The sequence below is a fragment of the Pseudomonadota bacterium genome (genome assembly GCA_037200975.1).
In the GTDB taxonomy this organism is placed as follows: domain Bacteria; phylum Pseudomonadota; class Gammaproteobacteria; order Steroidobacterales; family Steroidobacteraceae; genus CADEED01.
The window spans coordinates 161,975-184,715 of record JBBCGI010000001.1; the positions used below are offsets into that span (position 1 = coordinate 161,975).

Below are 22,741 nucleotides of genomic sequence, written 5' to 3' on the forward strand. Positions count from 1 at the left end.
GCGCGCCGCTGCAAAAGCAGCGCTTCAACTGCGAATCACGAGATCCAGCTTTCCTTCGCGGCGTTCCACGCTGACACTCACGGAGCCGCCATTGCGCCGCACGGTGAAGTCCACCGACGCCTCACCCACTTCGAGATTCCTGACGCGAATCTCGTCGAACCCCTCGGGCACCACCGGATGCGCCAGCACGATCTGCCGGTCGAGCGCATCGATCGATATCCCGAGCACACTCTGCAGCAGCAGGAATGGCGCGGCCGCCGACACCGACTGCGGCGAACAGGCCACCGGAAACTGCAGCGGTGCTTCACGCCCGCGCCGCCGGAAGCCGCACATCAGCTCGGGCAGACGCAGCAGATCGAACTGCCGCGCCGCGTCGAACTGCGCGGTCAACACGCGCAAGGCGAAGGTCTTGTCGTCATAACGCGCGGCGCCGGCGGCGAGCAACGCGTTGTCGTGCGGCCAGATCGAGCCGTTGTGATACGACATCGGGTTGAAACGCAGCTCGCTCTCGGCCACCGTGCGCACGCCCCAGCCCGAGAACATCTGCTCGTCTCCGAGGCTCGCGATCACCTGCCGCCCGCGCTCGGCGTGTGCGATGCCGGTATACAGGCAATGCCCCGGGTTCGAGGTACGCACGCAGCAACGCAGCTTCTCGCCGTCGAGCGCCGGCGCGAAGGTCTCGATGTCGGGGCACCAGAACGCCGCGTTGAACTTCGCCTGCAGTTCCTGCGCGGCTTCGACCAGCGCGATCGCGCGCGGCATCTCGCCGAGCGAACGCGCGATGCGCGCCGCGCCAAGCTTCGCGCCGTACACGTAGCCCTGCACTTCGCACAACGCCAGCGGTCCGGTGGCCACGCGCCCGTCGGCATGGAAGACGGCATCGGCCGAGCTCTTCCAGCCGGTTTGCGCCGGGTGTCCGGCGCGCGCCGGCCGCGATTCGACGAAGCCGTCCCCGTCGATGTCGCCGTACACGTCGATCCAGCTCAACGCGGACGAGATCGCCGGCCACAGTTCGGCGATGAAATCCAGATCCGCGGTGCGGGCGTAGTACGCGCTCGCCAGCAATACGAACAAGGGCGTGGTGTCGACGCCGAAATAGTTGGGCGCGATGTCGCCGCCGCGCGCCTCGTTGAGGATCTTGCCTGGTTCGGCGCCGTTGGCCGGAAAACTGTCGGCGCTCTGGGTGGCCGCGAGGTGCCGCAATACGTCGCGCGCGATCTGTGGCCAGGCCCACAGGGTCTGCAGTGCCGTGAGGATGGCGTCGCGGCCGAAGGCGGCATCGAGCCACGGCAGTCCGGCAGCGGGAATGCGGCCGTGCGGTGTGGCCGTCAGCATCATGCCGATGTCGGCGGTCGAGCGTTGCAGCCACTGGTTGAACAGCGTGTCGGTCGAATCGATCTGCGTCTTCGGGCGGCTCTCGGTGCGCGCCAGTTCTTCGGCCGCGGCCAGTGAACGTGCGTAACTCGCAATCTGCACCGGATTGCTGGCGGAGCGGCAGCCGATGGCGATCGCGATGGTCTTCTCGCCGCGGCTGCCGATCTGCAGCTTGTAGCGCAGCGCGTCGGACGAAATGGAATCCGGCGGCGTGTGGCAGTCGACCACGGTCTCGCGCACCACCTCGTCGGCGCCCAGATAACCCTGCGTCACGCTGTCGCGTTCGACGCGCTCGAAACGCCCGCGGCCGGCGTCGATGCGGCGCTGCGCACGCACGTCGATGATGTTCTCGAAGTCCGAGCCGAAGCGGATCGCGAGCTCGACGTTGATGCTGGTCAACGCGAAGTTGCGCACCCTGATCTTCTCGTGGCAGACCCCGTTCCAGATGAAACGCGTGCGCGTGATGTACAACGTGCCGCGCGGCAGGACGACGCGGCCGCCCTCGCCGCGCACGTCGGGGTTGGTGAGGTTCACGGTCAGCAACACATTGTCTTCGCGCGGCGAGGCCGCGAGCAGCAAGGGCCGGAACGAATTGACGGTGAGCGTCAATCGCGACAGATGCCGCACGCCGGCACGGTACAACCCGGCTTCCGTGCGCGCCTCGGCATCGATGTCGCCGATTTCATTGAACAGCCCGAAGCAGTCGTCGTGTTTGAGCGTCAGCTGCTTGTCGTTGCCCTGTACGTCCGCAGTGACGACCTGGTGCGCCGTGCCCTGTGAGACTGCGTGTTCAGACGCCACTGAAACGCGACCTCGTGAAGGTGATACGGGTCCGCAGCGCGGTATCGCCGCGCACGCGGGAGTACCACAGGACGGTGGTGCAAGGCACCTTGCGGCCGAAGTGGCGCGAGATCCACCCGCCCTGCTCGGGGCTCCCGCCGCGATGAATCTCGACGCGTTGCAGCTCATCGAGCGACTCGAAATACAACTGGGTCGTGCCCTGCGTGACTTTGAGTCCGCCGTCGGCCGGTTCGACCTGGCAGTTCTCCGCGAAGTGCCAGGCGCGCCGGGCGCTGTGTTCGCCGCTGCAACGCAGCCGGTCGTTCACCTCGATCGATTGTTCGTCCGAGTCGAATACGATCTCGCGGCGGTGAACCACCGGATCCGCCAGCCGCTCATAGCCGTAGTGTTCGCCGACGAAACGCTGCCGCCCCGCGCCGGCCTGGAACTCGATGCAGCGCGCGCGCGCGTGTTCGCTCCACATGAAATTGCCGGCCTGCTGCGACTGGTCTTCGCCGTCGATGCCGACGGTGTTGTGCGCCAGCGTGCTGCGGAAGTAGCGCCGCCACGCCGGATCGGTGTGATAGGAGTATGTGCCCGGATCGATCAGGATCTCCTTGTCGCCGATCTCGAGCGTGAAGGCCAACGCGTCGGCATGCCCGTGCGCGGCGAGACTCAGGTAGCCGAGCGGCCCCGCGTCGACCAGCAGCCGCACTTCGTCCGGCGTCTCGAATGCAGTACCGAGCAGGTAGTACCCCGATTCGGAGAACTGCGTCTGCGGCCGGAAACCGGCGCGGCCGCGTTGCCGCAGGTGCGCGAGGCGGCGTACCGCCTCCACGCCTAACAAGGTGGCGGTCTTGCCGTCGAGCGCGCCGGCTTTCACGGCCAGATCCGGCCGGTCGAAAAGCACCGCGCCGGTGGCGAGCAACGATCCGTGCGGCGAGAAGCCCGGCTCGGGCGCGACTCGCACCACCTGCCCGTCGTCACCGTCGCCGATCATGGGCAGGCGGCCCGCATAACTGGTCATGGAGGCAAGGAAATCAACCATCTGTTCGAGCCGCCGCCAGTAGACAGGCGAGAAATCCTCGCCGCGCGCGCGCGCCGCGAGCCCGGCGATCAACAGGAAGTCGAGCACGAAGATCTGGTAAGCGAACGCCTGCTCGCGGTTGCCGCCATCGGGCGCGTTCTGCTTGTGGCATTCCACTTCGAGGATCTCGCGGCACCGTTCGCCCCAGACATGCATCTGGGGCCACAGCGGCCAGGTCGAGGCGGCGATGTAGATGCCGGCGGCTTCGCCGATCAGGTGATTGTTGGCCGACGAGAAGCGCGACAGGTTGCCGGCCACCATGCGGGTCTGTTCGTACACCGAGTGCAACCAGCGATCGCGAAAAGCCGCGCCCTCCGGGGTCGCGAACAGTTTCGCGCGCGAGCCGCCGAGCAGCTGCCAGGCGAAACTCCAGTTGATGAGCCGGATTCCGAGCTCGAGCGAACTCACCCAGTTGGGCCCGCGGCCCACGGGGCACTGCTCTATCCACGAATCGACCTGCCGCTGAATGCAAAACGCATAGCGCGAGTCTCCGGTAAGCGCATGGGCCTGCGCCAATGTCGCCAAATGCAGATGTCGGTTTGCCTCCCACAGATACTTGATGTTTCCGACTTCGCGCTCGTCGCGATAGTCGATCGCATTCGCCCGTCGCACGCCCGCGACGCGGTGAGTCAGCGGGTCGCGATTCCACTGCGGCGGATCGCCGAGCTCGCAATCGTCGAGATCGAACAGCGAATACCGGCCCGCGAGCACGCGATCGGCCGCGGCGAGCAATACATCCGGCGACAAGGCGATGAACGGCGGCAGAAAACGGAAATCGGTGGCGAGCGCGTCGCGCGGCGGCAGGGAGCTCGACGTGAACTGGGAGGACACGGTGCGCACGCCGCGCGCCAGCCGGTGCACGACCTCGGCGCCCGACATGCGCCTCAAGCGCCGGAGGTACCAGGCGGGTTGCTGCATGGGCGCCGCGCTCAGAGCGTCGTCGCGGGCTCCACGCCCGCGCGGCGCAATGCCTCATGGACCGCTGGCTGGTGCACGAGCAGCGGCGTCTTGCCGCGCGGCGTGCGCTTGAGCCAGGTGGCGATCTCGACCGTCAGGTGGATGTCCTCGGGCACGCGCGAGCGCGCATTCTCGAGTAGTTTGCCGGCCTCTTCGGTACCGAAACCCGGCGCGGGGATGACCATGATGCGGGCCGAGTGCAATGTGTCCTGCACCACCTGCAGGCGCAACACGTGATCCACTTCATGCGGCAGCCGGTCGAATCCGGTCAGGCGGATCGCCCGCGGAGTGACGAGAATTTCCTGCTCGCGGCCGAGCACGCCGCGGAAGGTGCGCAGCCCGAGCGCCAGCTGTTCGAGCTCCGCCTTGCCCCAGTCCGCCGGCAGCATGATGAGGTCGCCGGTGCGATAACGCACCAGCGGCATCAATGTATTCCAGAACGTGGTGCCGATGATCTCGTACAGGCGCTCGTTGCTGCCCATCGGCAATATGCTGGAATCGTGCGGCTTGAATTCCACGTGGGAGTATCCCGGCATGAAGCGGTACTCGCGCGGCGCGCTGGCGTAAGCAAAGGCGCAGCGTTCCGCCTGGCCGTAGTAGTCGACCAGGCGGCATCCCAGCGTCTCGCTGGCCATTTTCCAGGAGGCGGGCCGCAACACTTCGGATGAGGTCGTGACCGAGCCGACCTTGAGCGTGCGGCCGCGTTCCTGCAGCAGCCGGCAGAGATTTTCGAGCGCGCTCGGATATGCGCACAGCAGTTGCGGCGCAAACTTCTCCAGCGAATCGACCAGCCGGTCGACATTCTGCGGCGACACCGAGTGTGCGCAGTAGATGCGTTGCCGGCCGCCATCGGCGCTGATCCCGTCCGGGCTGTCGAGAATCCGCGGATCGATCACGTTGTCGCCGCGCAGCAGCGCGGTGCGAGTGTTGCGCGGATGCACGCTGACCAGGTTCATCATGCGATCGAGCACCGCCTGCTCGAACACGATGCCTTCGAACGACCGCACCAGCTTCAAGGGCACGCCCGAGGTGCCGCCGGTATTGGCCGAGGCCGACAACCAGTCCGCGCCGGTGGTGAAGGCCTGCAGCCGATTGCGCAACAGCTCCTTGTCGAGCAACGGCCAGCTGTTGATGTCGTCGCTGCCGCGCACGCTCGCGCCGTAGTCGGTGGCGCGCGCCAGGCTCAAGGTGCGCGCGAGTTGCTGACGGGAGAAGGCACGGCGTTCTTCCAGGCCTTCGGCGGCGAGCCGATCCAGCAGCCGGCGCGACCGTTCATAGTAGAACGGGTTGCGCCGCACGAGACTCTCGCCCACCACGTGTCGTTTCAGACGGTCGACGAAAGCCAGCGCCGCGCTCATGCGATTTCCTTCATCTCCGCCACCGGGGCGATTCGTTGATAGATGTCGGCCAGCCGGCGCGCGTACACGTGCACGTCGAACTGCCGCGCGCGTTCGCGCGCGGCGCGGCCGGCCGCGAGCCGCGCGTCATCCTGCGCGATCATCTGGACCATCGCCGCGCGGATCTGCTCGACATTGCCCGGCGTCACCAGCGCGCCTTCCTGGCCGTCGGTGAACACGTCGGGAATGCCGCCCACCGGCGTGGTGATCGACGGCAGCCCGTTGGCCATCGCCTCGAGCAAGGCCATCGGCACGCCTTCGGCGCGCGACGGCAATGCGAACACGTCGCTCTGCGCGAGCAGGCGATCGCGTTCGGCGCGTTCGATCCACGAATACACGACCACCCGGTCACCGAGCGGCGCGGCCAGCTTGCGCATTCCCTCGACGTCCCCGTCGCCCGCCATCACGAGGCGCGCACGATTGCGCAGGGCCTCGGGCAGGCCCGCGAAGGCATTCACGAGGTCGTAGCCGCCCTTGCGGTCGCCGAGGCGGCCCAGGTGCAGGAACTGCACGGGCTGTGTGCGACCCGAACGGTCGGGCACGTCCGCGGGCAGCCGCACCGGATTCGGCAACACCACCACCTGCGAGGGCGACAGCTCGCACTCGTTGATATAAAAATCGCGCCACTGCGAAGACAACGTCAGGAACACGTTCGCGCGCTGCAGCGAGCGATTGACATTGCGGCGCACCGCCGCCGGCAGCTTGCGGTGAAAGCCGTCGAACTCCGAGCCATGCGCATGCAGGATCAGGGGCCGCCCGGCCCGCGCCACCATCTCGGCGAGGATCAGCTTGCGCAGCGCGCTGCCGCGCGACGCCATGTGGATGTGCACGATGGTCGGCTCGAGCGATTCGAGCGAGCGGCGCAGGATCTGCAGCGCGCGCGCGAAGGTCGAATACTTCGCGATGGTGGAACCCTCCTCCATCGTCGGGATGTGTTCGAGCGATACGTACGGCGGTAGATAGTCGAGGATGAGCTGCGCGACCGACGTCACGCCGCCCTTCACCGACAGGCTGGGACCGAACTGCAGCACCTTCACGCGGCCGTCGGGCGGCATCGGTGCGAGCCGCGCCGGGAACGGCTTGACGTGTCGGGCGGGTGTGCCGGGGTTGGCGGTCATTGCAAATCTCCGTGATTGAGCAGGCCGCGGTAGCCCGCGACCATGGCCGGCACTGAAAAGCAGCTGACCGCGCGGGCGCGCGCCGCCCGCCCCATCAGTTGCCGCTTGCGTTGGTCTGCATACAGCGCGGAAAGAAGGGCCGGCAATCGCGCGGCCAGCTCGGTGTGCGAGACGACGTAGCCTTCCACCCCGTCCTGGATCATTTCGCGCGCGCCGCCGATGTTCGACAGGATCACCGGGCGTCCCATGGACATCGCTTCGAGCGCCGCGTTCGAGAACGATTCGACCGCCACCGAGGGCAATACGAACACGTCGAGCGCCGCCAGCACCGGCCGCACATCGTCGATCTCGCCGATGAAGTGCACGCGGTCGGCGATGGCCAGGTCGTGCGCGCGCCGCCGCAGCATTTCACGCAACGGCCCGCCGCCGGCCAGCACGAGGTGCGCGTCGACACGTGCCAGGCGCAGGTGGCGCAACGACGTCAACAGCACGTCCTGGTTCTTCTCCGGCGCGAGGCGGCCCACGGTGCCCATGAGAAAGGAATCGGGCTTGAGCCCGAGCGAGGCGCGCAGGCGTTTCGCCGCCTCGAACGAACCGGTGGGCTCGAAGTGATCGGAATCGACGCCGTTGTAGATGACCGTCGAGTTGTCCGCCGCGCGCCGATCCGGTTTCAACCAGAAGTGCCGCTGCGCATCCGAGCCATGCACCGTGAGGTTGAACCGGCTCAGCACCGCCTGGTACAGCCGCTTCATGAACCGGTGGCCGCGGAAGGTCGACGTATTCACCAGGGCCACCGTGCGCGGCCGGTACGGCAGCAGCAGCGTAGCCAACGTCACGTACAGCGCCTGGTAGAGATTGACCGCGACCACGGTGGCGGGCCGCTCGCGCACGATGATCTCGCGCAGCCGCCACAGCGCCCGCAGGGAAAACTTTCCCTGGCGCTCGAGCTTGCGCAGCGGCACGTCGCGCCGGATGCCCTGCTCGATGGTGTAAGGACCATTGAGCGAAACCAGCGAGACGTGTACGCCTTCATCCTTGAGGCGATTGGCGAGCCGCACGATCTTGCGCTCCGATCCGCCGACGCCGAGATTGTTGAGCAGGAACAGGCCATCGGGTCGTGTCGTCATGTTCGCCACGCCCGTCTTCACCGGCGTGAGGCCGGATATGCCTGCGTCCGCGACCGCGCGAATGTTCATTGAATCGTTCCTCCGTGGGTGGCGCCAACCTGCGGCCGTTCGAGCCTGGCATCGAGTAGTTCGAGATAACGCACCGCGACGCCGCTGGTGTATTCGCGGCACGCGAAGTCGCGCGCGCGCCGGCCGACGGTTTCGCGATAGACGTCCACGTCGAGCAGGCCGCGCAGCGCCTCGCGCATGTCGTCGACCGAGGTCGCGATGCGGCCGAGTTGCAGCCGATGCACCATGCCGTCCGGGTCGAAGAAGCTCACCACCGGCACGCCGCGAATCCACGCCTGCAGGAAGGTGTTGGGGAACCCTTCGATACTCGAGGTGTTGAGGAACACGCGCGCGCGGTCGAACAACGCGCCAGTGTCGGCATATTTCACCGCGCCCAGCATGCGCACGTTCGGCAGGCGCGCCGCGGCCGCGGCGACGTCATCGAAATAAGTCTGTCCACCGGGCATCGGCCCGCCGGCCAGCGTGAACCCGATATCGGGCAATTGGCGCGCCAGCTCGAGCGCGAGTTCCGGCCGCTTGAGCGCGCGCAGATTGCTGACCCACAGAACGTCGATGTCCTTGCGCGCAGGAGCGGCGCCGCGTTGCGGCGGCTCGACCATCATGTTGATGACCGGGCATTCGAGCGCGTGATGCTCGCGCAGCAGCTGCGCCTGGAATTCCGTCTGCGCGGCCACCAGGTCGGCACGTTTGAGTCCGAAGTCGTACAACATACGGTCGCGGCCGAAGCGGATCCGGCCGTGCTCCTTCTCGCAGTCGGAATCCGACGCGACACGGAAGATGAAGTTCTTGCCCGTCATCCGGCAGAACCACGCCGTGATGCCCGTGTTGGCTCCGGCCGGTGACTGGTAGTACACATCCGCGTCGACCGCGAACAGCGCGGCCACCAGCTTGCTCGCGCGCGGATGGAAAAACCGCAGGCCGGGGATTCCCGCCTGACGCGCGTACGCCGGAATGACCTTGATGCCGTCGATCTCGCGCCGCATCTGCGGGCCTTCGTCGAAAACTATCATCGAGACTTCGTGGCCGAGATCGCGCCAGGCGCGCGCCAGCAGCACGTGCTGCACCGCCTCGCCGCCGACGTATTTCAACCCGTCGCCGGACAACATGCCGTATGAATCCAGCCCGACGATGCAAACCTTGCGAACTTTCGTGTTCATCTGCGCCCCTGCGCGCCGACCCAGCCATAGGCGTCGCGTGGAAGCGCGGGCCGGATGGAACGCCTGTCTGGTACAGGCAAGGGCACCGGTCTTTCCTGCGCGCACGAGATCAGCCGCATGACGACGCCGGTGTACATCCAGAAGGAGATCCAGGGTTCGTGCAATTCGACGAAGCAGACGGCGACACACACCGCCGTGCCTCCCAATACGAAGGCGATGAGCTGCCGGCGGATCGCGGGCTCCGCCTCGAGGCTGGCACGCCGCGCGCGGCCGATCGCCGAGAACAGTAGGTAGGCGCCGGTGAACAGCCCGACCAGGCCGAGGTTGAACCACAGCGAGAAATAATGGTTGTGCGGCGAGAAGCGGAACGGGAACGACCAGTACACGTCCCAGCCGAAACCGGTGATGAACGTGATCGGCGCGTGGAACATCGTTTCGAACAGGTTGGCCCAGATCTCCGTGCGGCCGGACGTCGCCTCGTTGGCGTCGATGTTGCCGCTCTGGCCGAACACCCGTTCGGTGAGCAGGCCGCCGTACTTCGACAGGCTCATCGCGATGACGAACAACGCCAGCGACCCGAGCACCCAGCCGGCGATGCGGTTGTACGACACGAGATGCCGGTATAGATAGGCGCCGGCCGCGATGGCGACGAGCAGACCGACGAAGCCGCCGCGCGAAGCCGTCATCATCAACGCCGCGGCACACGAGAACACGCCGCCGACCCAGAACAGCCGCACCAGGCCGCGCGCACCAACCGCGGCGGCGACCATGGCGGGGATGAAGAGGATGATGTACGCGGCGTACTGGTTGGACTCGCCCAACGCGCCCTGGGTGCGGCCGTCGATGCGTTCCTTGTATCCCAGATCGATGAGGCCGCTGGCGTCCAACACCGTGGCGGCATTGGCGAAGATCACACCGAGCAACATCCACTTGATGACCTTCGTGCCGTCCTCGACGCTCTGCACGCCGAACAGGAACACGAGGAAAAAGATGTAGTAGTCGATCAGGCTGCCCTTGAGCTTGATCCCGCTGTCTACCAGGTCATAACCCTGGTACTTGATCACCAGCGCCGCGATCAGCCAGGTGAAGATCGCGTAGGCGATCTGGATCAGGAATGCGGTCTGCATCTGTCCCGCCGCGACGATGGAGCTGCGCGCGATCACCAGGCGCAGCGCGAGAAAAGTCGCGACCATGTAGATGACGAGATTCTTCGCGGACAGGCCGGTGGTGATCGTGAGATCCCAGCGCAGTACCTGGGTCGCGAGCAGGAAGAACGAAGTGATACCGAGCAGAGTCGCCAGACGAAATTCCTTCTTGCAAACGATTCATCAGTACGCCCGATCCGTCTTGATCACGGCGAAGGCCGTGGCCACGAGAATCTGCAGATCCAGCAGCGGCGACCAGTTGCGCATGTATTCGAGATCGAACACGACGCGCGCTTCCATGTCCTCGACGCGTGTGGTCTCACCGCGGCAACCCCGCACCTGCGCGAGCCCCGTGATTCCCGGCAGCACCTTGTGACGAACCATGTACCGTTTGATCAGCTTGCGGTACTCCTCGTTGTGTGCCACCGCATGTGGGCGGGGTCCTACGAGGCTCATGGTTCCTTGAATTACGTTGAACAGCTGCGGTAGTTCGTCGAGCGACCAGCGGCGCAGATGTTTCCCGATCGGTGTCACGCGTTGATCGCTGCGGCGCGCCTGCGTCACGCGCGCGCCGTCTTCGCACACCGTCATGGTGCGAAACTTGTAGACCAGAATCTCGCGGCCGTCGAGACCGTAGCGGCGTTGCCGGAACAAAACCGGACCGGCCGAACCGCGCTTCACCGCCCACGCGATACCTAACAACAATGGCGAGAGCAGCAGCAGCGCGGCGCCCGCGATGCTCACGTCCATGAGGCGTTTGATGAGACCGCGATAGCCGTGAAACGGCGTCTCGCGCATCGCCACGACCGGGAAGCCGAGGATCTCGCTGGTGCGCTGCTGGATGGCGTCGAAGCCGGTGATGTCCGGCACGAAGTAGATGGACGCGGTGGTGTCGCCGAGCTCGTTCATGAGCTCGCGCACGCGGGTCACCTGCCCCGGTGCGATCGCGAAGAAGATCATGTCGATGCTGCGCGTGTTGACGAATGCCGCGACGTCGCTGAAACGCCCCAGCAGCTGCGCGTGCCGGGAGCAGCCGAGGCGGTCGCTGCCGCGGTCGTCGAAGAAACCCGCCACGGAGATGCCGAGTTCGTTGTGCTGGCTGAGCCTGCGCGTCAGTTCCATGCTCGCCGTGGTGCAGCCGATGACGATGGCGCGCCGCGCCTGGGTGGCATCCTGCAATAACGCCCGCGTGGCGGACTGCAGTACCAGCGACAACATCACCAGCAACACCGGCGTCACCAGCACCCAGGTCACCACCACGCGCCGCGAGAAGGTCTCGGAATACTTGGTCATGTAACCGAGCGCCAGCAGCGCCGCGACCAGCGCCGCCCAGCGCAGCAACAGGTTCGTCGCAAGCTCGAGCGGCGGAGCGATGACCTGCGTCGACTGGTTATGCGGCGGCAACACCGCGAGCGTGGCGGTCGCCGCGAGAATCGACAGGACCACGAAGGGTTTGTCGAAGTCGACGTCGAACACGCGGCACAGTGGATAGAACATCACGCCGGCGAGCACCGCGGGCAACGCATCCATCAGCCACAGCATCGCGGGCGCGACCAGCGAGTGGCCGCGTTTGAATATGATCGGCTGACTCACCTGGTGCTGGTAATCGTTCATCGCGACGGGTCGCCTCCCTGCTTACAACGTCTGCAGGATAAAAAAAGGCCGGCGTTTGCGACGCCAGCCCTTTCCTCGAAGCCCTATCGGTGGGACGACGACGCGTCCCCATCCGCTTCCTACATCTGTCTCATCGCACCGACAGCGACGGCGGTGATGTAGGACTCTCGGCCGCCGTCACGCCTTGCACAGTCTGGTCCATCGAATGCAACCAGTTCTCGAGATTGGTGTAGCCATTCGATGTCATTGTGCCCGGGTTCGCAGGAATCGTGAGCTTGCGCGTGTTCTGCGCGTAACTCGGCCAGCCGCCCGCGTTCAGTTTGCAGCGCTCGCTGCCGTTGCTCGCGACGCAGTTGATGATGGCGCCCTTGCGGTCCTGCACCTGCTTGACGATGCGCTTCTCGACCGCATCGCGGTCGCTGGGCCGCGCGCCGGCGTACTTGAGCACGCTGTTGTAGACGGCGTTGTTCGCGGTGGTGCGCACGTTGAGACCGGTGTTCCACGTCGGTGCAGTCGCGGTCTGGAGCAATCCCGAGATGATGTCGCCGCCGGTGAACTGCACCAGCGAAGCAACGGCGCTGCCGCCATTTTCCGGTGCGTAGTTGTCCTTCACGTACACCTTGCTGCCCGCCAGCAGCGTGAAGCTGCCCTTGGTGCGCAGATAGATTGGCTTGGTCTTGAGCGTGAAGCTCGGGCCCTTGAGGAACACATTGCCCACCACCGAGTTCCTGGTGGAGATCCCCTTCTCGCTCTGCAGGTCGACGTCGAAATTGACGCGGTTGTAGACCACGTTGTTGACCATGACCAGTTCACGCGTGCGCGACAGCGGATTTCTCTCGACGATGTCCGCCATGAGATTGTTGGTGAGCGTCACGCGGCCACCGCTCGGGCTGCTGCCGAAGATCACACCGAAGCCATGGCTTTCGATCGCCTTGCCGTCATCCGTCGGATGGATGGACTGGTTCAACGGCTCCGCGAAGATGTTGTTCGTGAAGGTGACGTTGTCGTGCACGCCCCAGACGCTGGCGATTTCATCCACCGCCCAACCGAACGAACAATGGTCGATCACGATATTCGCGACCGGCTTGGCCGCCGTGCCTTCGATCTTGAGCGAATCGCGATTGGCCGGATCCGGGCCGTTCGGATCGTCGCCGGCGCGCACGCGGATGTGCTGCACGAGAACATTCGATGCCTGGATGCGCAGCGCTGCACCGCGGATCATGATGCCGGGCGACGGCGCGGTCTGGCCGGCGATCGTGATGTTGTTCCAGCGGATCATCATGTCTTCGGTGATGCGGATGACCCCCGACACTTCGAACACGCAGACACGCGGACCGTTGAAGTCGCTGGCGCAGGCCTTGAGCGAACCGGGTCCGCTGGCGTTGAGGTTGGTCACCTTGATCACGGTGCCTCCCCGGCCCGCCGGATTGTCCATCCCGAAGCCCGCGGCGCCAGGAATCACGGGCACTGCGTGAGCACTGGTCGCGGCCAGTGCCAGCACGGCGGCGGCCAGCAGAAATCGTTGCGTCAGCAAACGGCGAACGGTGGCGAACTGCATTCCGGAAACCCTCGAAGAAGATGGACGTTGTTTGTCGATGGGAAGCGCTGGGCCGATCATCAAATGGACTTCATCGCGGCGGTCGAAGGCGGACCCTCGAGTCCGTTCGCATTCACGGCAACTACTGCGAAATACCAGACCCCCGGGTCGAGCGCCGAGATTTCATACGTGGTCACGGCCGCGCCATCGATGAAGACGCTGTGGTCGAGGTCTTCCGGACTGCGGCCGAACAGGATGCGATAGCCGGCCAGATCGTCGAGCGGAGAACCGTTGACCTTCGACGCAGGAATCTCCCACTGCAGGGCCGCCATGCCGCTGGCGACGGACAACACGGTGATCTCGAATGCGCCGGTCTTCACCGTGTGCGTCGCGTCCGCCACGCTGATGACGATGGATTCGTAGGCGCCGACGTCGTCCGCGGCCGGCGTGCCCGCGATGCGGCCGGTCTTCGGATCGAGGGTCGCCCACGGCGGCAGATTCGCGGCGCTGAAAGTCAGGGCGTCGCCGTCGGCATCTTTGACCGTCGGCCGGAAGTCATAGGGGACACCGACCTGCGCGTAGGCCGACGCCGCGCCGTCGATCGAAGGCGCCGAGTTGGCTGCCGGGGCTGGAGCGGTTGGCGCGCTTCCCTGCGGAGCAGCGGCAGAACCCGCATCCCCGCCTCCACCACACCCGCCTTGGCAGAGCGCCAGGGCCAGTGCCGGTAAGAAAGTTCTTACGCCGTTACGCGCGAAAAATTGCATGTGTCGGAATCCTCCGGCTCGCACCGTGTTTGAGAAGGTGCGATTTAGGAGTCCGGTTGAAAACGATTCAACGCAGTAAAAGGAAAGTGCCCTAGGCGGCTGACGTCGCAGGTTGGCGACAGCGGCCAGAATCAATGACTTAAGTCAACGCCGGTGTTTACCCGATAGGGCAAAACCGTGACGCCGGACGGGCGGTTGCCGGGGCTGGCTCCGCCTCTCTCTTATATATGAAGCATGGAAGGCCACCGGCGGGTGGCTTCCAGCCGGGCGCGGCGACCCGCAGGATCGAGGAATGAAGGCCCTCTATCTAGCTAACACGTGGCAGCTCAGTAGTAGGCGCTTTCGTTGCGTTCCTTGGAGCGATTCAGCACCACGCCCAACAGATTCATCTCGGCGAGCACTTCCTTCGCGCCGCGCAACATCGCGCGGCCGCTCTTGCCTTCCGACACCACCAGCAGCAACGAATCGAACTGCGGCGCGAACGCCAGCACGTCGTCCGACGCCAGCAGCGGCGGCATGTCGAAGATCACGATGCGGCGCGGCGCCTCGCGTTCGAGCGCCTGCAGGAATTCGCCCATGCGCGGGCTGTTGAGGAATTCGGAGGAGTGCTGGAATGCGCGCGCATTCGGAATCACACCGAGGCGCTCGGAGTGCAGCTTGTAGACGATTTCGTCCAGCTCCGCCTTGCCGAGCAGATAGTCCGACAGACCCTTCTCGAAACTCATGCCTAGATAGTTGGCGACCTGCGGGCGTTGCAGGTCGAGGTCGACCAGGAACACGAACGTGTTGACGTCCTGCGCCAGCGCCAGCGCGAGGTTGATGGCGGTGAGGGTCTTGCCCTCGCCCACCGACATGCCGGACACGGCGATGCTGCTCCACTTCTGCATGTCCAGCCGGCGCAGTACACGTGTGCGCAGGATTTTGAAGGCGCGCAACGCCGCGGTATCCGACACCGCCGGCAACACGCACTGGCGTTCCATGGCGCGCGTGTCGACGCTCGCGTTCTGGAAGCGGCGCGCCTGCTGCAAATCGGCCGGCGCCGCGCTCACGCGCCGCACACGTTGGCGCAAGCTGGAAGACTCGATGGCGTTGGGTCGTTCGGTACGCTCGGGGCCGGCTCGTTCGGCCAGGTTCCGGCGCACGTCATCGAAGGTGGTGCTCATGATGTTGTGCTCTTTTTCAGATGAAATTCTTGACGACGGTGAACACGATCCACACGCCGACAACGCCGCTCGCGCTCGCCGCGGCGAACCGCCATGCATTGCGACGCCGCGAACGCGAATTGCGGATCGTCGGGATCGCCACCAGCGGCGACACGCCGAGCAGCTCGCGTACGTCGCGCGCACCGCGCACTTTCGGATCGAGGGCTTCGGCGCCGACGGTCGCGGTAAGCCCCAGGACCATGGCGGCTACCAGGCCGATCAGCAGAATCGCGAGCCGTTGCGGCTTCGACGGCATGGCCGGCAGCATCGGCGACTGGATCAGACGGAACTCGTCCACGCGGCCTCCAACAATAGCGGCTTCGCTCACTTCCGCGTCCATCTGCCGATTGAGCAACTGCTCGTATTTCTCGCGCGCAATGGTCAGGTCGCGCGTGGCGTTGGAATATTCGCGCTCGACCTGCGGCGCCGCGGTGACATTGCGCTCGAGCCCCGACATCTTGGAACGCAGCTCGGCGTTCTGCGCCGCGAGGCTCGCCAGCTGGCTGTCGATGGCGTTGATCTGCGTGCGCAGCTGCATGCCGACCGCCGTGCCGTCGCTCATCTCGACATCGCCGCGTTCGCCCGATTTGATACGCGCCTCGAGCGTCGCGATGTCGCGCTGCAGCTTCTTGACGTCGGGGTACTCCTCGCCGTAACGCTGCCGCGCTTCGGTGAGCGTCGACTTCTTGGCCGCCAGCTGCGAACGCAGGCTGGTGCCGGCGCCGGCACTCGTGCCGTACTTGAGGCTGTCGATCTGGCGGCGCAGCGCGACCATGTCCGGATGACTCTCGTCGTAACTCGAACGCATGCGCGAATACTGGTCTTCGAGCTGCCGCACGCTGGCGGAATCCGGGCCCTGCGCGCGGGTCTGCTCGAGCTGCGCGGCCAGGAACACCCGCTCCTGGCGCAGCGAACGCGCCTGCATGTCGTTGGCGGCCAGCGAGCTTTCGGTGCGATCCATCATCGACATGTTGACTTCGGTGAGCTCCGGCAACTGGCCGGCATTCGCGCGTTTGAAATCCGCGAGCTTGGATTCGAGCTGCGCAACGTGCGTGCGGACGCGCTCCGCCTCCTTCGCATAGAACTCGGCGGCGTTCGAAGCGCGGCCCTGACGCTGGCGGCGATGCTCAGCGAGGAACGCGCCGACCAGCCATTGGGCGCCCTGCTGCGCCTTGGCCGGCACGCGATTGTCGTACGACAAGGTGAACGCATCGACCACCTCACGTTCGCGACCGGTGCGCGGATCGAGGATCGGCGTGGTCACGATCTTCACGTCGATGTCGCGGCGTACCCGCTGCAACATCGCCGATTCATCGTCGGCGAGATCCGGGTAGAGATCGAATTCGGCGTTCAGCTTGCGCAGGTTCGCATCCGTCAACACGATGCCCTTGAGGTTCTGCACGTACTGGTCGGCATAACTGGACTCCGCCGAGGCGCTCGCTCCGGTGGCTAGCGACGCCGTGTTCGACGGCTCGTCGATCTCGACCAGCGCCGACGAGGTGTACACGTCGGGCAACGTCGCCGACAGCAGCACCGCCAGCAACGCGATCGGGATCGCCACGCCGACCAGCAACGATTTGCGGCGTGCGATCGCGTGGATGTAGTCGGAAAATTCGGGTGATGCCTGGGAGTCCATCTAGTCGTTCCTTGCGCGGCCACGCTGCACGGGTTGGTAGAGAAAGGAGATCGTGGCGCCGTTGGAGGTCGCGTCGAACGGCGCGTCCTCGAATTCCTGCCACGTATAGTCATAGGCGACGCGCAGCGAAAATTCCTCCTGCCAGCGCCATTGCAGGCCCACGTCGCCGGTGGCGTACGAACGTGCCTGGAAATCCGACGCGTCGTTCACGTCGTCGTCGTGCGTGCCGCGCAGGCCGGCCAGCACGCTGAGTCGCGGCGTCATCGCGCGCGTCCAGCGCAGCCGCAGCTGATCCCGCGCCACCACGGCACCGGCCGCCGACGGACCGACGCTGCGCGCCAGGTCGGCGAACAGCTCGTTGCGGCCGAGCACGAAGCTCACGCCCGCACCGGCCACCCACGCGGTTTCGGAACCCCCGTCGATGAGCTCCACCTGCTGCGCGCCGAGGCGCAGGAACTTGCGGGTCTCGGCGGCATTGCGCGTATCCCATTGCAGTTCCGCGCCATACGAATTGGTGACGCCCTGCGTGTCGATGTCGAAACGCGCGCCGCGCAGGCGTGTGGTCAGCGTCGATAGTTCGGTGAGACGCGACACCAGTCCGGCGCTCACATCCGCCGAGTTGTAACCCACCTGTGCATTGTCGATCTCGCGGTCGAAGCGGATGTCGGTGTAGTTGGCCTGGAACTGCAGCGCACGGCGCGCAGACAAATCGAACTCCACCGATGGCGCCAGGGAGGCGCGCGTGCGGCGGTTGCGTGCGAGCACGCGGCCGGAATCGCCCAGCACCGGATCGCCGAGTCCGGAGTCCACGTCGGCATCGGGCTGCTCGCTGTTGACCACGTCCTGCTGCGCGAAGTCCGCGCGCACGCCGCTGGTCACCCGTTGACCGCGATGCTGCCAGTTCAGCGTGCCGAAATAGTCCGTCGTATCGACGTCGCCGGCGTCCGGAAAATACGTGCTGCGCACGCGCGGCGTGAAGCTGAATTCACCGGCCGGCGTGAGATTGAGGATTTCGAGCTGCGCGTCGAGCAAGGCGCCTTGCACGTCGATCTCGGAGCCGGGCGCGGTCAGGCGATAGTTGTCGTCGTACAGATACCCCGCCTCGACGGCTGGATTGAACTGCCAGTCCGCTCCGGCCGCGGCCATGCTGACGGCGCTCGCGATGAGCGTGACGACGATGCGTTGCGCGGCGTGCCTGCTCACGGAACGACCACCACATCGCCGCTCTGCAGATCGATGTTCTGGTCGAGGCGTTTTCCCTTGACCAGGTCGTTGTAACGGAACGGCAGCGCCTGCTTGCCGGTGGGCGTGCGCCGCAGGATCACGATGTCGGAGAGCGCCGCGAATGGCGTCGTGCCCCCGGCCATCGACAATGCCTGCATCACGTCGACCGTCGGGTTCATGATGAATTCCCCGGGCTTGTTCACCTGGCCGATGACGTAGACCTTGTTGCCCTTGATCTCCTGGATGGAGATCGTCACCACCGGATCGGAGATGAATTTGGCGAGACGCTGGCTCACCGTCTTGTTGAGATCCGCCACGGTCTTGCCCTTCGCATCCACCTCACCCACCAGCGGAAAGGAGAAGGATCCGTCGGGACGGACCAGCGCGGGGCGCTGCAGGTCGGGCTCCTTCCACACGCTGACCGACAGCAGGTCGCCCGGCTTCACCGTGTAGTTAGCGTCCTGCGCCAGGAGGTTGGTGGCCCAGGCCAGCGCCATGACGACGCAGCAGGCCATCAGAAACTTCTTCATCGCAATTCTCCAGCCAAGGTTTGGAACTACTTGAGCGACAGCTGCAAACGCCGCAGGTTGCGGTCGCCCGGCGACGTCTCGACCACGAAACCCATCGACATCGCCAGCATCTGCATCGGACGGTTCGACCAGAACATCTCGCCACTCAGGCGCGGCAAGCCGACACGTTTGGCGTGGCGCAACAGCGTCGACAGCAACGTGCGTCCGACTTGTTCCTCGCGATAAGTGTTGGCCACCGCGACGATGAAATCCGCGTCGACCCGGCTCGACGGCGCGTAGGCCGCGACGCCGATCACACGATCTCCGGCCGACGTGTTTTCGAGCGCGGCGAATCCCACCGAGGAGTCCGCGCCGTCGCTGGCGATGACGCGATCGAAAAGAATGTGGTTCAGGCCCTGCATGTCGCGCCGATCGCGCTCCGCCGCGCCGTGATGCAGCGCCAGCGCGAATTCCGCCAGCAGGCGGCGGTCGCCGGGCGAGATCTGCCGCACGCTGTAGGCGCGATGCGAACGCGGCGTGTAGTACCAGCGTCGCGCCAGCCACGCGCTCGACAAACCAGCCTGAAAACGCGGTGCGGGAGAAGCTGCGGCTCTGTGCATGGGGCGTAGAGTCGCGTACCGCGAACCGCCTCGCCGTCGGAGGCCGCGCCGTGCGAAGCTGGAAAACACCTGCATGTGACGCGCGCCGGCACAAATCATGCGGCGCCGTCCGACAGAACTTTCCGTCATGCAGCACGGCCGACGCGGCGGAGTCTGTGTTGCAGGACAGAACCGGAGCCTCGCACGCAGCAAAGAAGCGTACTGTAGGAACAACCCGACAGTCACAGCCCCAACCCGCCTGCAATACTCATCGGCACGCATGAAGACCGCCCCGCTCTCCACCACGACGATGCGCGTGTCGCGACTGCTCTCGGGCACCGCCTTGTTCGTCAGTCTCGTCGTGCTCGGCGGCTGGGCCTTCGACGTGGCGCCGCTGCGTCCGCTGATTCCCGCGCTCATGACGCCGCAGACGGCGTTGTGTATTTCGCTGCTGGCGCTCGCGGCGCTGCTGTCGAGCCTCCAGCCGCGGTGGACACGCAGCGCCGCGCAAGTCGTAGCCGCCGCTGCCGCGGCGGTGGCGCTCGAAGCGCTGCTGCGCCCGTGGCTGCTCGCGTCGCCCTACGGGTTGCGGACATTCGCCGCGCCGTTTCCCGGCGGCATCGCCCATTCGACGAGCCTCGTGTGCCTGGTAGCCGCGCTCGCGGTCGCGCTGAGTCCGCTGCACGACCGGCTGGGCGTGCGGCTGTCGACGGCCTCGGCCGGCGTCGGGCTGTTCATGATCGGCACGTCGCTGGTGGGCCTGCTGCTCGGCAGCCCGACGCTCGCGAGTTTCGGCCTCGATCGGCTGCCCTCCGCCGCGGCCCACGCGATCGCCGCGCTGGTCATCCTCGCCACGCTCACGCTGCGCGGCGACGCCGGCTGGGTCTCGGTGTTGTTAGGGCCTTCGGCCGCGGGTAGTTCGGCCCGCGGCATCATCGCCTGGACCATCCTCGCACCGCTGACGTTCGCCGCACTGGCGCTGGCCGGCGTGCGCGCGGGCCTGTACACCCTGCACTTCGCATTCGCGCTGCTGGCCGCCACGATGTGCTGCGGCCTGACCTGGCTCGTGATGTGGAACGCGGCGCGGGTCGAACGCGCGCAGCGGCGCGCCGCGAGTGCGAGGGAGGCGATGCAGCTCGCCGCCAACCGGCTGCGCCTGGCGAAAACCGCCACCGGAATCCTCATGTGGGAGTGGCTGCCCGGCACGCGCGAGTGGGTGTGCATCGACGGCGAGGAACGGCTCGACCCCTCCGGCAACGAGTATCTCGAAACGGGTCTGGCGCGTTGCCTGCGCGATGGCAAGGCGGAATTCGAATTTCCGATGCACGACGACAGCTGGATGCTGGCCACCTGCTGGCGCGAACTGCGCGACCGGCAGCCCGTGATCGTCGGCATCACGATGGACATCACCGCGCGCAAACACGCGGCGCTGGCGCTCGAGGCGAGCGAAACGCGGCTGCAGCTCGCGGCGCTGGCATTGCCGGGTTTTGTCTACGACTGGAATTGCCGCAGCGGCAAGATCCTGCGCACCTCCGGCATCGAACAGATCCTGGGTTATCGCGGCTCCGAGATCTCGCCGGTGAGCCGCTGGTGGGAAGACCTGGTGCATGCCGAGGACCGCGCGTTGTCGCTGCCGGCGCGTGTCTTGCGCGCCGCCGATTCCGCCCACGACATCGACAGCATCGCCTGCGAGTACCGCGTGCGTCACCGCGACGGACGTTTCGTCTGGATTTGGGATCACTGCGTCCTGACGCGCGATCGCGCCGGCAGCATCGTCCGCGTGGTCGGCAGCGTGCTCGATATCACCGAGCGCAAGGAAGCTGAAGCGCGCCTGGCGACCAGCGAACATCGTTTCAAGGCCGCGTTGCTCGCCACCGCCGGCATCATCTGGACACACTCGCGCGACGGCCGTGCCGTGGGCGAACAGACCAGCTGGAGTGCGTTTACCGGGCAGTCGAGCGAGGAGCTGCAGGGCATGGGCTGGATTGAAGCGCTGCATCCCGACGATGTGCAGCCCACGCTCGACGCGTGGGCACAGGCCATCGGGTCGGGCACGGATCTCGTCACTGTGCAGCGCGTCCGGCGCCGCGATGGCGTGTACCGCACCTTCTCCGTTCACGCCGTCCCGGTCAGCGACGAACGCGGCGAGATCGTCGAATGGGTGGGGTCGCATACCGACATCACCGAACAACGCGCCGCCGAACAACAGGTGCGCGACAGCCTGCAGCGGCTCGAAACCGCGCTCGACGCCGAACGCGCCGCGCGCGGCGAGCTCAACGCGGCCGCGCATGCCAAGGACGAATTCCTCGCCACCATCTCGCACGAGTTGCGCACCCCGCTCAACGCCATCCTCGGCTGGACGACGCTGTTGCAACGTCCGCGCGTCGCCCCTGCCATGATCCAGGACGGGCTCAAGGTCATCGAACGCAATGCCCGCGCGCAGACGCAGTTGTTAGGCGACCTGCTCGACGCCAACCAGCTCATGTCCGGCAAGCTGTCGCTGACCTTCGAGCCGATGGATTTCAACGACGCGGTGCGCGCGACGCTCGATTCCATGCGCGTGACCATCGCTGCGCGCAAGATCCGGATCGAATGTTCGCTCAGCGAAGAGCCGCTGCCGGTCATGGGGGATTCGGTGCGACTGCAACAGATCGTGAGCAACCTGCTGTCCAACGCGATCAAGTTCACTCCCGCCGATGGCGTCATCGAGATCGCCACCGGTGTGCAAGGAGACATGACGTGCTGCGAAGTCCGCGACAGCGGCGAGGGAATCTCGGTGGAATTCCTGCCGCATATCTTCGAGAAGTTCCGCCAGGCCGATGTCGGCAGCGCCCGCCGCTTCGCGGGTCTCGGCCTCGGGCTGGCGATCACGCGGCAACTGGTCGAATCCCACGGCGGGTCGATCTCGGTAGATAGCGAAGGCCGCGGCAAGGGGGCGAAGTTCACCGTGCGGGTTCCACCCCTCGTGCCGGGAGATGGCGAAGTGGCGATCGCCCACCATCATTTCCCCACGCGCCAGACCGACAAGCCGCTCGCCGGCCTCACCATTCTCGCGGTCGATGACGAGGCGGATTCGCGCGAATACCTGCAACGGTTGCTGGCAGAACAAGGCGCGGAAATCGTCAGCGTGAGCTCGGCATCGGAAGCACTCGACGAGCTGGCCGCCGATTCCGGACGTTTCAACCTGCTGGTGAGCGACATCGGAATGCCGGGCTCTACCGGTTACGACCTCATCGAAGCCGTGCGGCAGCGCCTCAAGGTGAACGCCAGCGATCTGCCGGCGGTGGCGCTGACCGCATTCACCCGTCCGCAGGACCGGGACCGGGCGCTCGACAAGGGGTTTCAGAAACATCTCGCCAAGCCGGTGCAGGTCGGACGGCTGATCGGCGCGATTCGCCAGCTGACTGGCGCGGCGGCGGGCGGTACGCCTCCGCGGCGGCATTGA

16 protein-coding genes are annotated in these 22,741 nt (G+C 65.9%); 1 reads left to right on the forward strand and 15 read right to left on the reverse strand.

The features are described 5' to 3' along the window. Positions 1–24: 24 nt before the first annotated feature. From WDO72_00725 to WDO72_00795, 15 genes are all read right to left on the reverse strand, one after another. On the reverse strand, positions 25–2,175 hold the full coding sequence (locus tag WDO72_00725; protein MEJ0084180.1) for a glycogen debranching N-terminal domain-containing protein: 2,151 nt from the start codon (positions 2,173–2,175) through the stop codon (positions 25–27). Continuing rightward, on the reverse strand, positions 2,165–4,159 hold the full coding sequence (locus tag WDO72_00730) for an alginate lyase family protein (protein MEJ0084181.1): 1,995 nt from the start codon (positions 4,157–4,159) through the stop codon (positions 2,165–2,167). Before WDO72_00730 ends, WDO72_00725 begins: the two co-directional genes overlap by 11 nt. 11 nt (positions 4,160–4,170) lie before the next feature. Next, on the reverse strand, positions 4,171–5,556 hold the full coding sequence (locus WDO72_00735; GenBank protein MEJ0084182.1) for a hypothetical protein: 1,386 nt from the start codon (positions 5,554–5,556) through the stop codon (positions 4,171–4,173). Continuing rightward, positions 5,553–6,713, reverse strand: coding sequence for a glycosyltransferase family 4 protein (locus tag WDO72_00740; GenBank protein MEJ0084183.1), 1,161 nt, complete (start codon positions 6,711–6,713; stop codon positions 5,553–5,555). Before WDO72_00740 ends, WDO72_00735 begins: the two co-directional genes overlap by 4 nt. Beyond that, complete coding sequence (locus tag WDO72_00745; protein MEJ0084184.1) at positions 6,710–7,909, reverse strand: glycosyltransferase; 1,200 nt, start codon at positions 7,907–7,909, stop codon at positions 6,710–6,712. The genes WDO72_00740 and WDO72_00745 overlap by 4 nt, the downstream gene beginning before the upstream one ends. Next, positions 7,906–9,066 (reverse strand): glycosyltransferase family 4 protein, encoded by a 1,161-nt coding sequence (locus WDO72_00750; protein ID MEJ0084185.1) that lies wholly within the window; start codon positions 9,064–9,066, stop codon positions 7,906–7,908. The genes WDO72_00745 and WDO72_00750 overlap by 4 nt, the downstream gene beginning before the upstream one ends. Beyond that, positions 9,063–10,259: an O-antigen ligase family protein gene (locus tag WDO72_00755; protein MEJ0084186.1), complete on the reverse strand. Its 1,197-nt coding sequence runs from the start codon at positions 10,257–10,259 to the stop codon at positions 9,063–9,065. Before WDO72_00755 ends, WDO72_00750 begins: the two co-directional genes overlap by 4 nt. Positions 10,260–10,394: 135 nt before the next feature. Beyond that, positions 10,395–11,825 carry an undecaprenyl-phosphate glucose phosphotransferase gene (locus WDO72_00760; protein ID MEJ0084187.1) on the reverse strand — a complete coding sequence of 477 codons (1,431 nt, stop codon included), beginning with the start codon at positions 11,823–11,825 and terminating at the stop codon, positions 10,395–10,397. A 130-nt stretch (positions 11,826–11,955) separates the two neighbouring features. Further along, positions 11,956–13,383, reverse strand: coding sequence for a pectate lyase (locus WDO72_00765; GenBank protein ID MEJ0084188.1), 1,428 nt, complete (start codon positions 13,381–13,383; stop codon positions 11,956–11,958). 59 nt (positions 13,384–13,442) lie between these two features. After that, entirely contained in the window at positions 13,443–14,126 is a 684-nt protein-coding gene (locus tag WDO72_00770; protein MEJ0084189.1) for a putative Ig domain-containing protein, read from the reverse strand. A 326-nt stretch (positions 14,127–14,452) separates the two neighbouring features. Further along, positions 14,453–15,289 carry a CpsD/CapB family tyrosine-protein kinase gene (locus tag WDO72_00775; protein ID MEJ0084190.1) on the reverse strand — a complete coding sequence of 279 codons (837 nt, stop codon included), beginning with the start codon at positions 15,287–15,289 and terminating at the stop codon, positions 14,453–14,455. Between the two features lie 16 nt (positions 15,290–15,305). Continuing rightward, positions 15,306–16,964, reverse strand: a complete 1,659-nt coding sequence (locus WDO72_00780) for a GNVR domain-containing protein (protein MEJ0084191.1) — start codon at positions 16,962–16,964, stop codon at positions 15,306–15,308. Continuing rightward, entirely contained in the window at positions 16,965–18,167 is a 1,203-nt protein-coding gene (locus WDO72_00785; protein ID MEJ0084192.1) for a hypothetical protein, read from the reverse strand. Further along, positions 18,164–18,718, reverse strand: a complete 555-nt coding sequence (locus tag WDO72_00790) for a polysaccharide biosynthesis/export family protein (protein ID MEJ0084193.1) — start codon at positions 18,716–18,718, stop codon at positions 18,164–18,166. Before WDO72_00790 ends, WDO72_00785 begins: the two co-directional genes overlap by 4 nt. Positions 18,719–18,744: 26 nt before the next feature. Continuing rightward, positions 18,745–19,317, reverse strand: a complete 573-nt coding sequence (locus tag WDO72_00795; protein ID MEJ0084194.1) for a GNAT family N-acetyltransferase — start codon at positions 19,315–19,317, stop codon at positions 18,745–18,747. 259 nt (positions 19,318–19,576) lie between these two features. Here WDO72_00795 and WDO72_00800 point away from each other — a divergent pair, with 259 nt between their 5' ends. Continuing rightward, positions 19,577–22,741 (forward strand): PAS domain-containing protein, encoded by a 3,165-nt coding sequence (locus WDO72_00800; GenBank protein MEJ0084195.1) that lies wholly within the window; start codon positions 19,577–19,579, stop codon positions 22,739–22,741.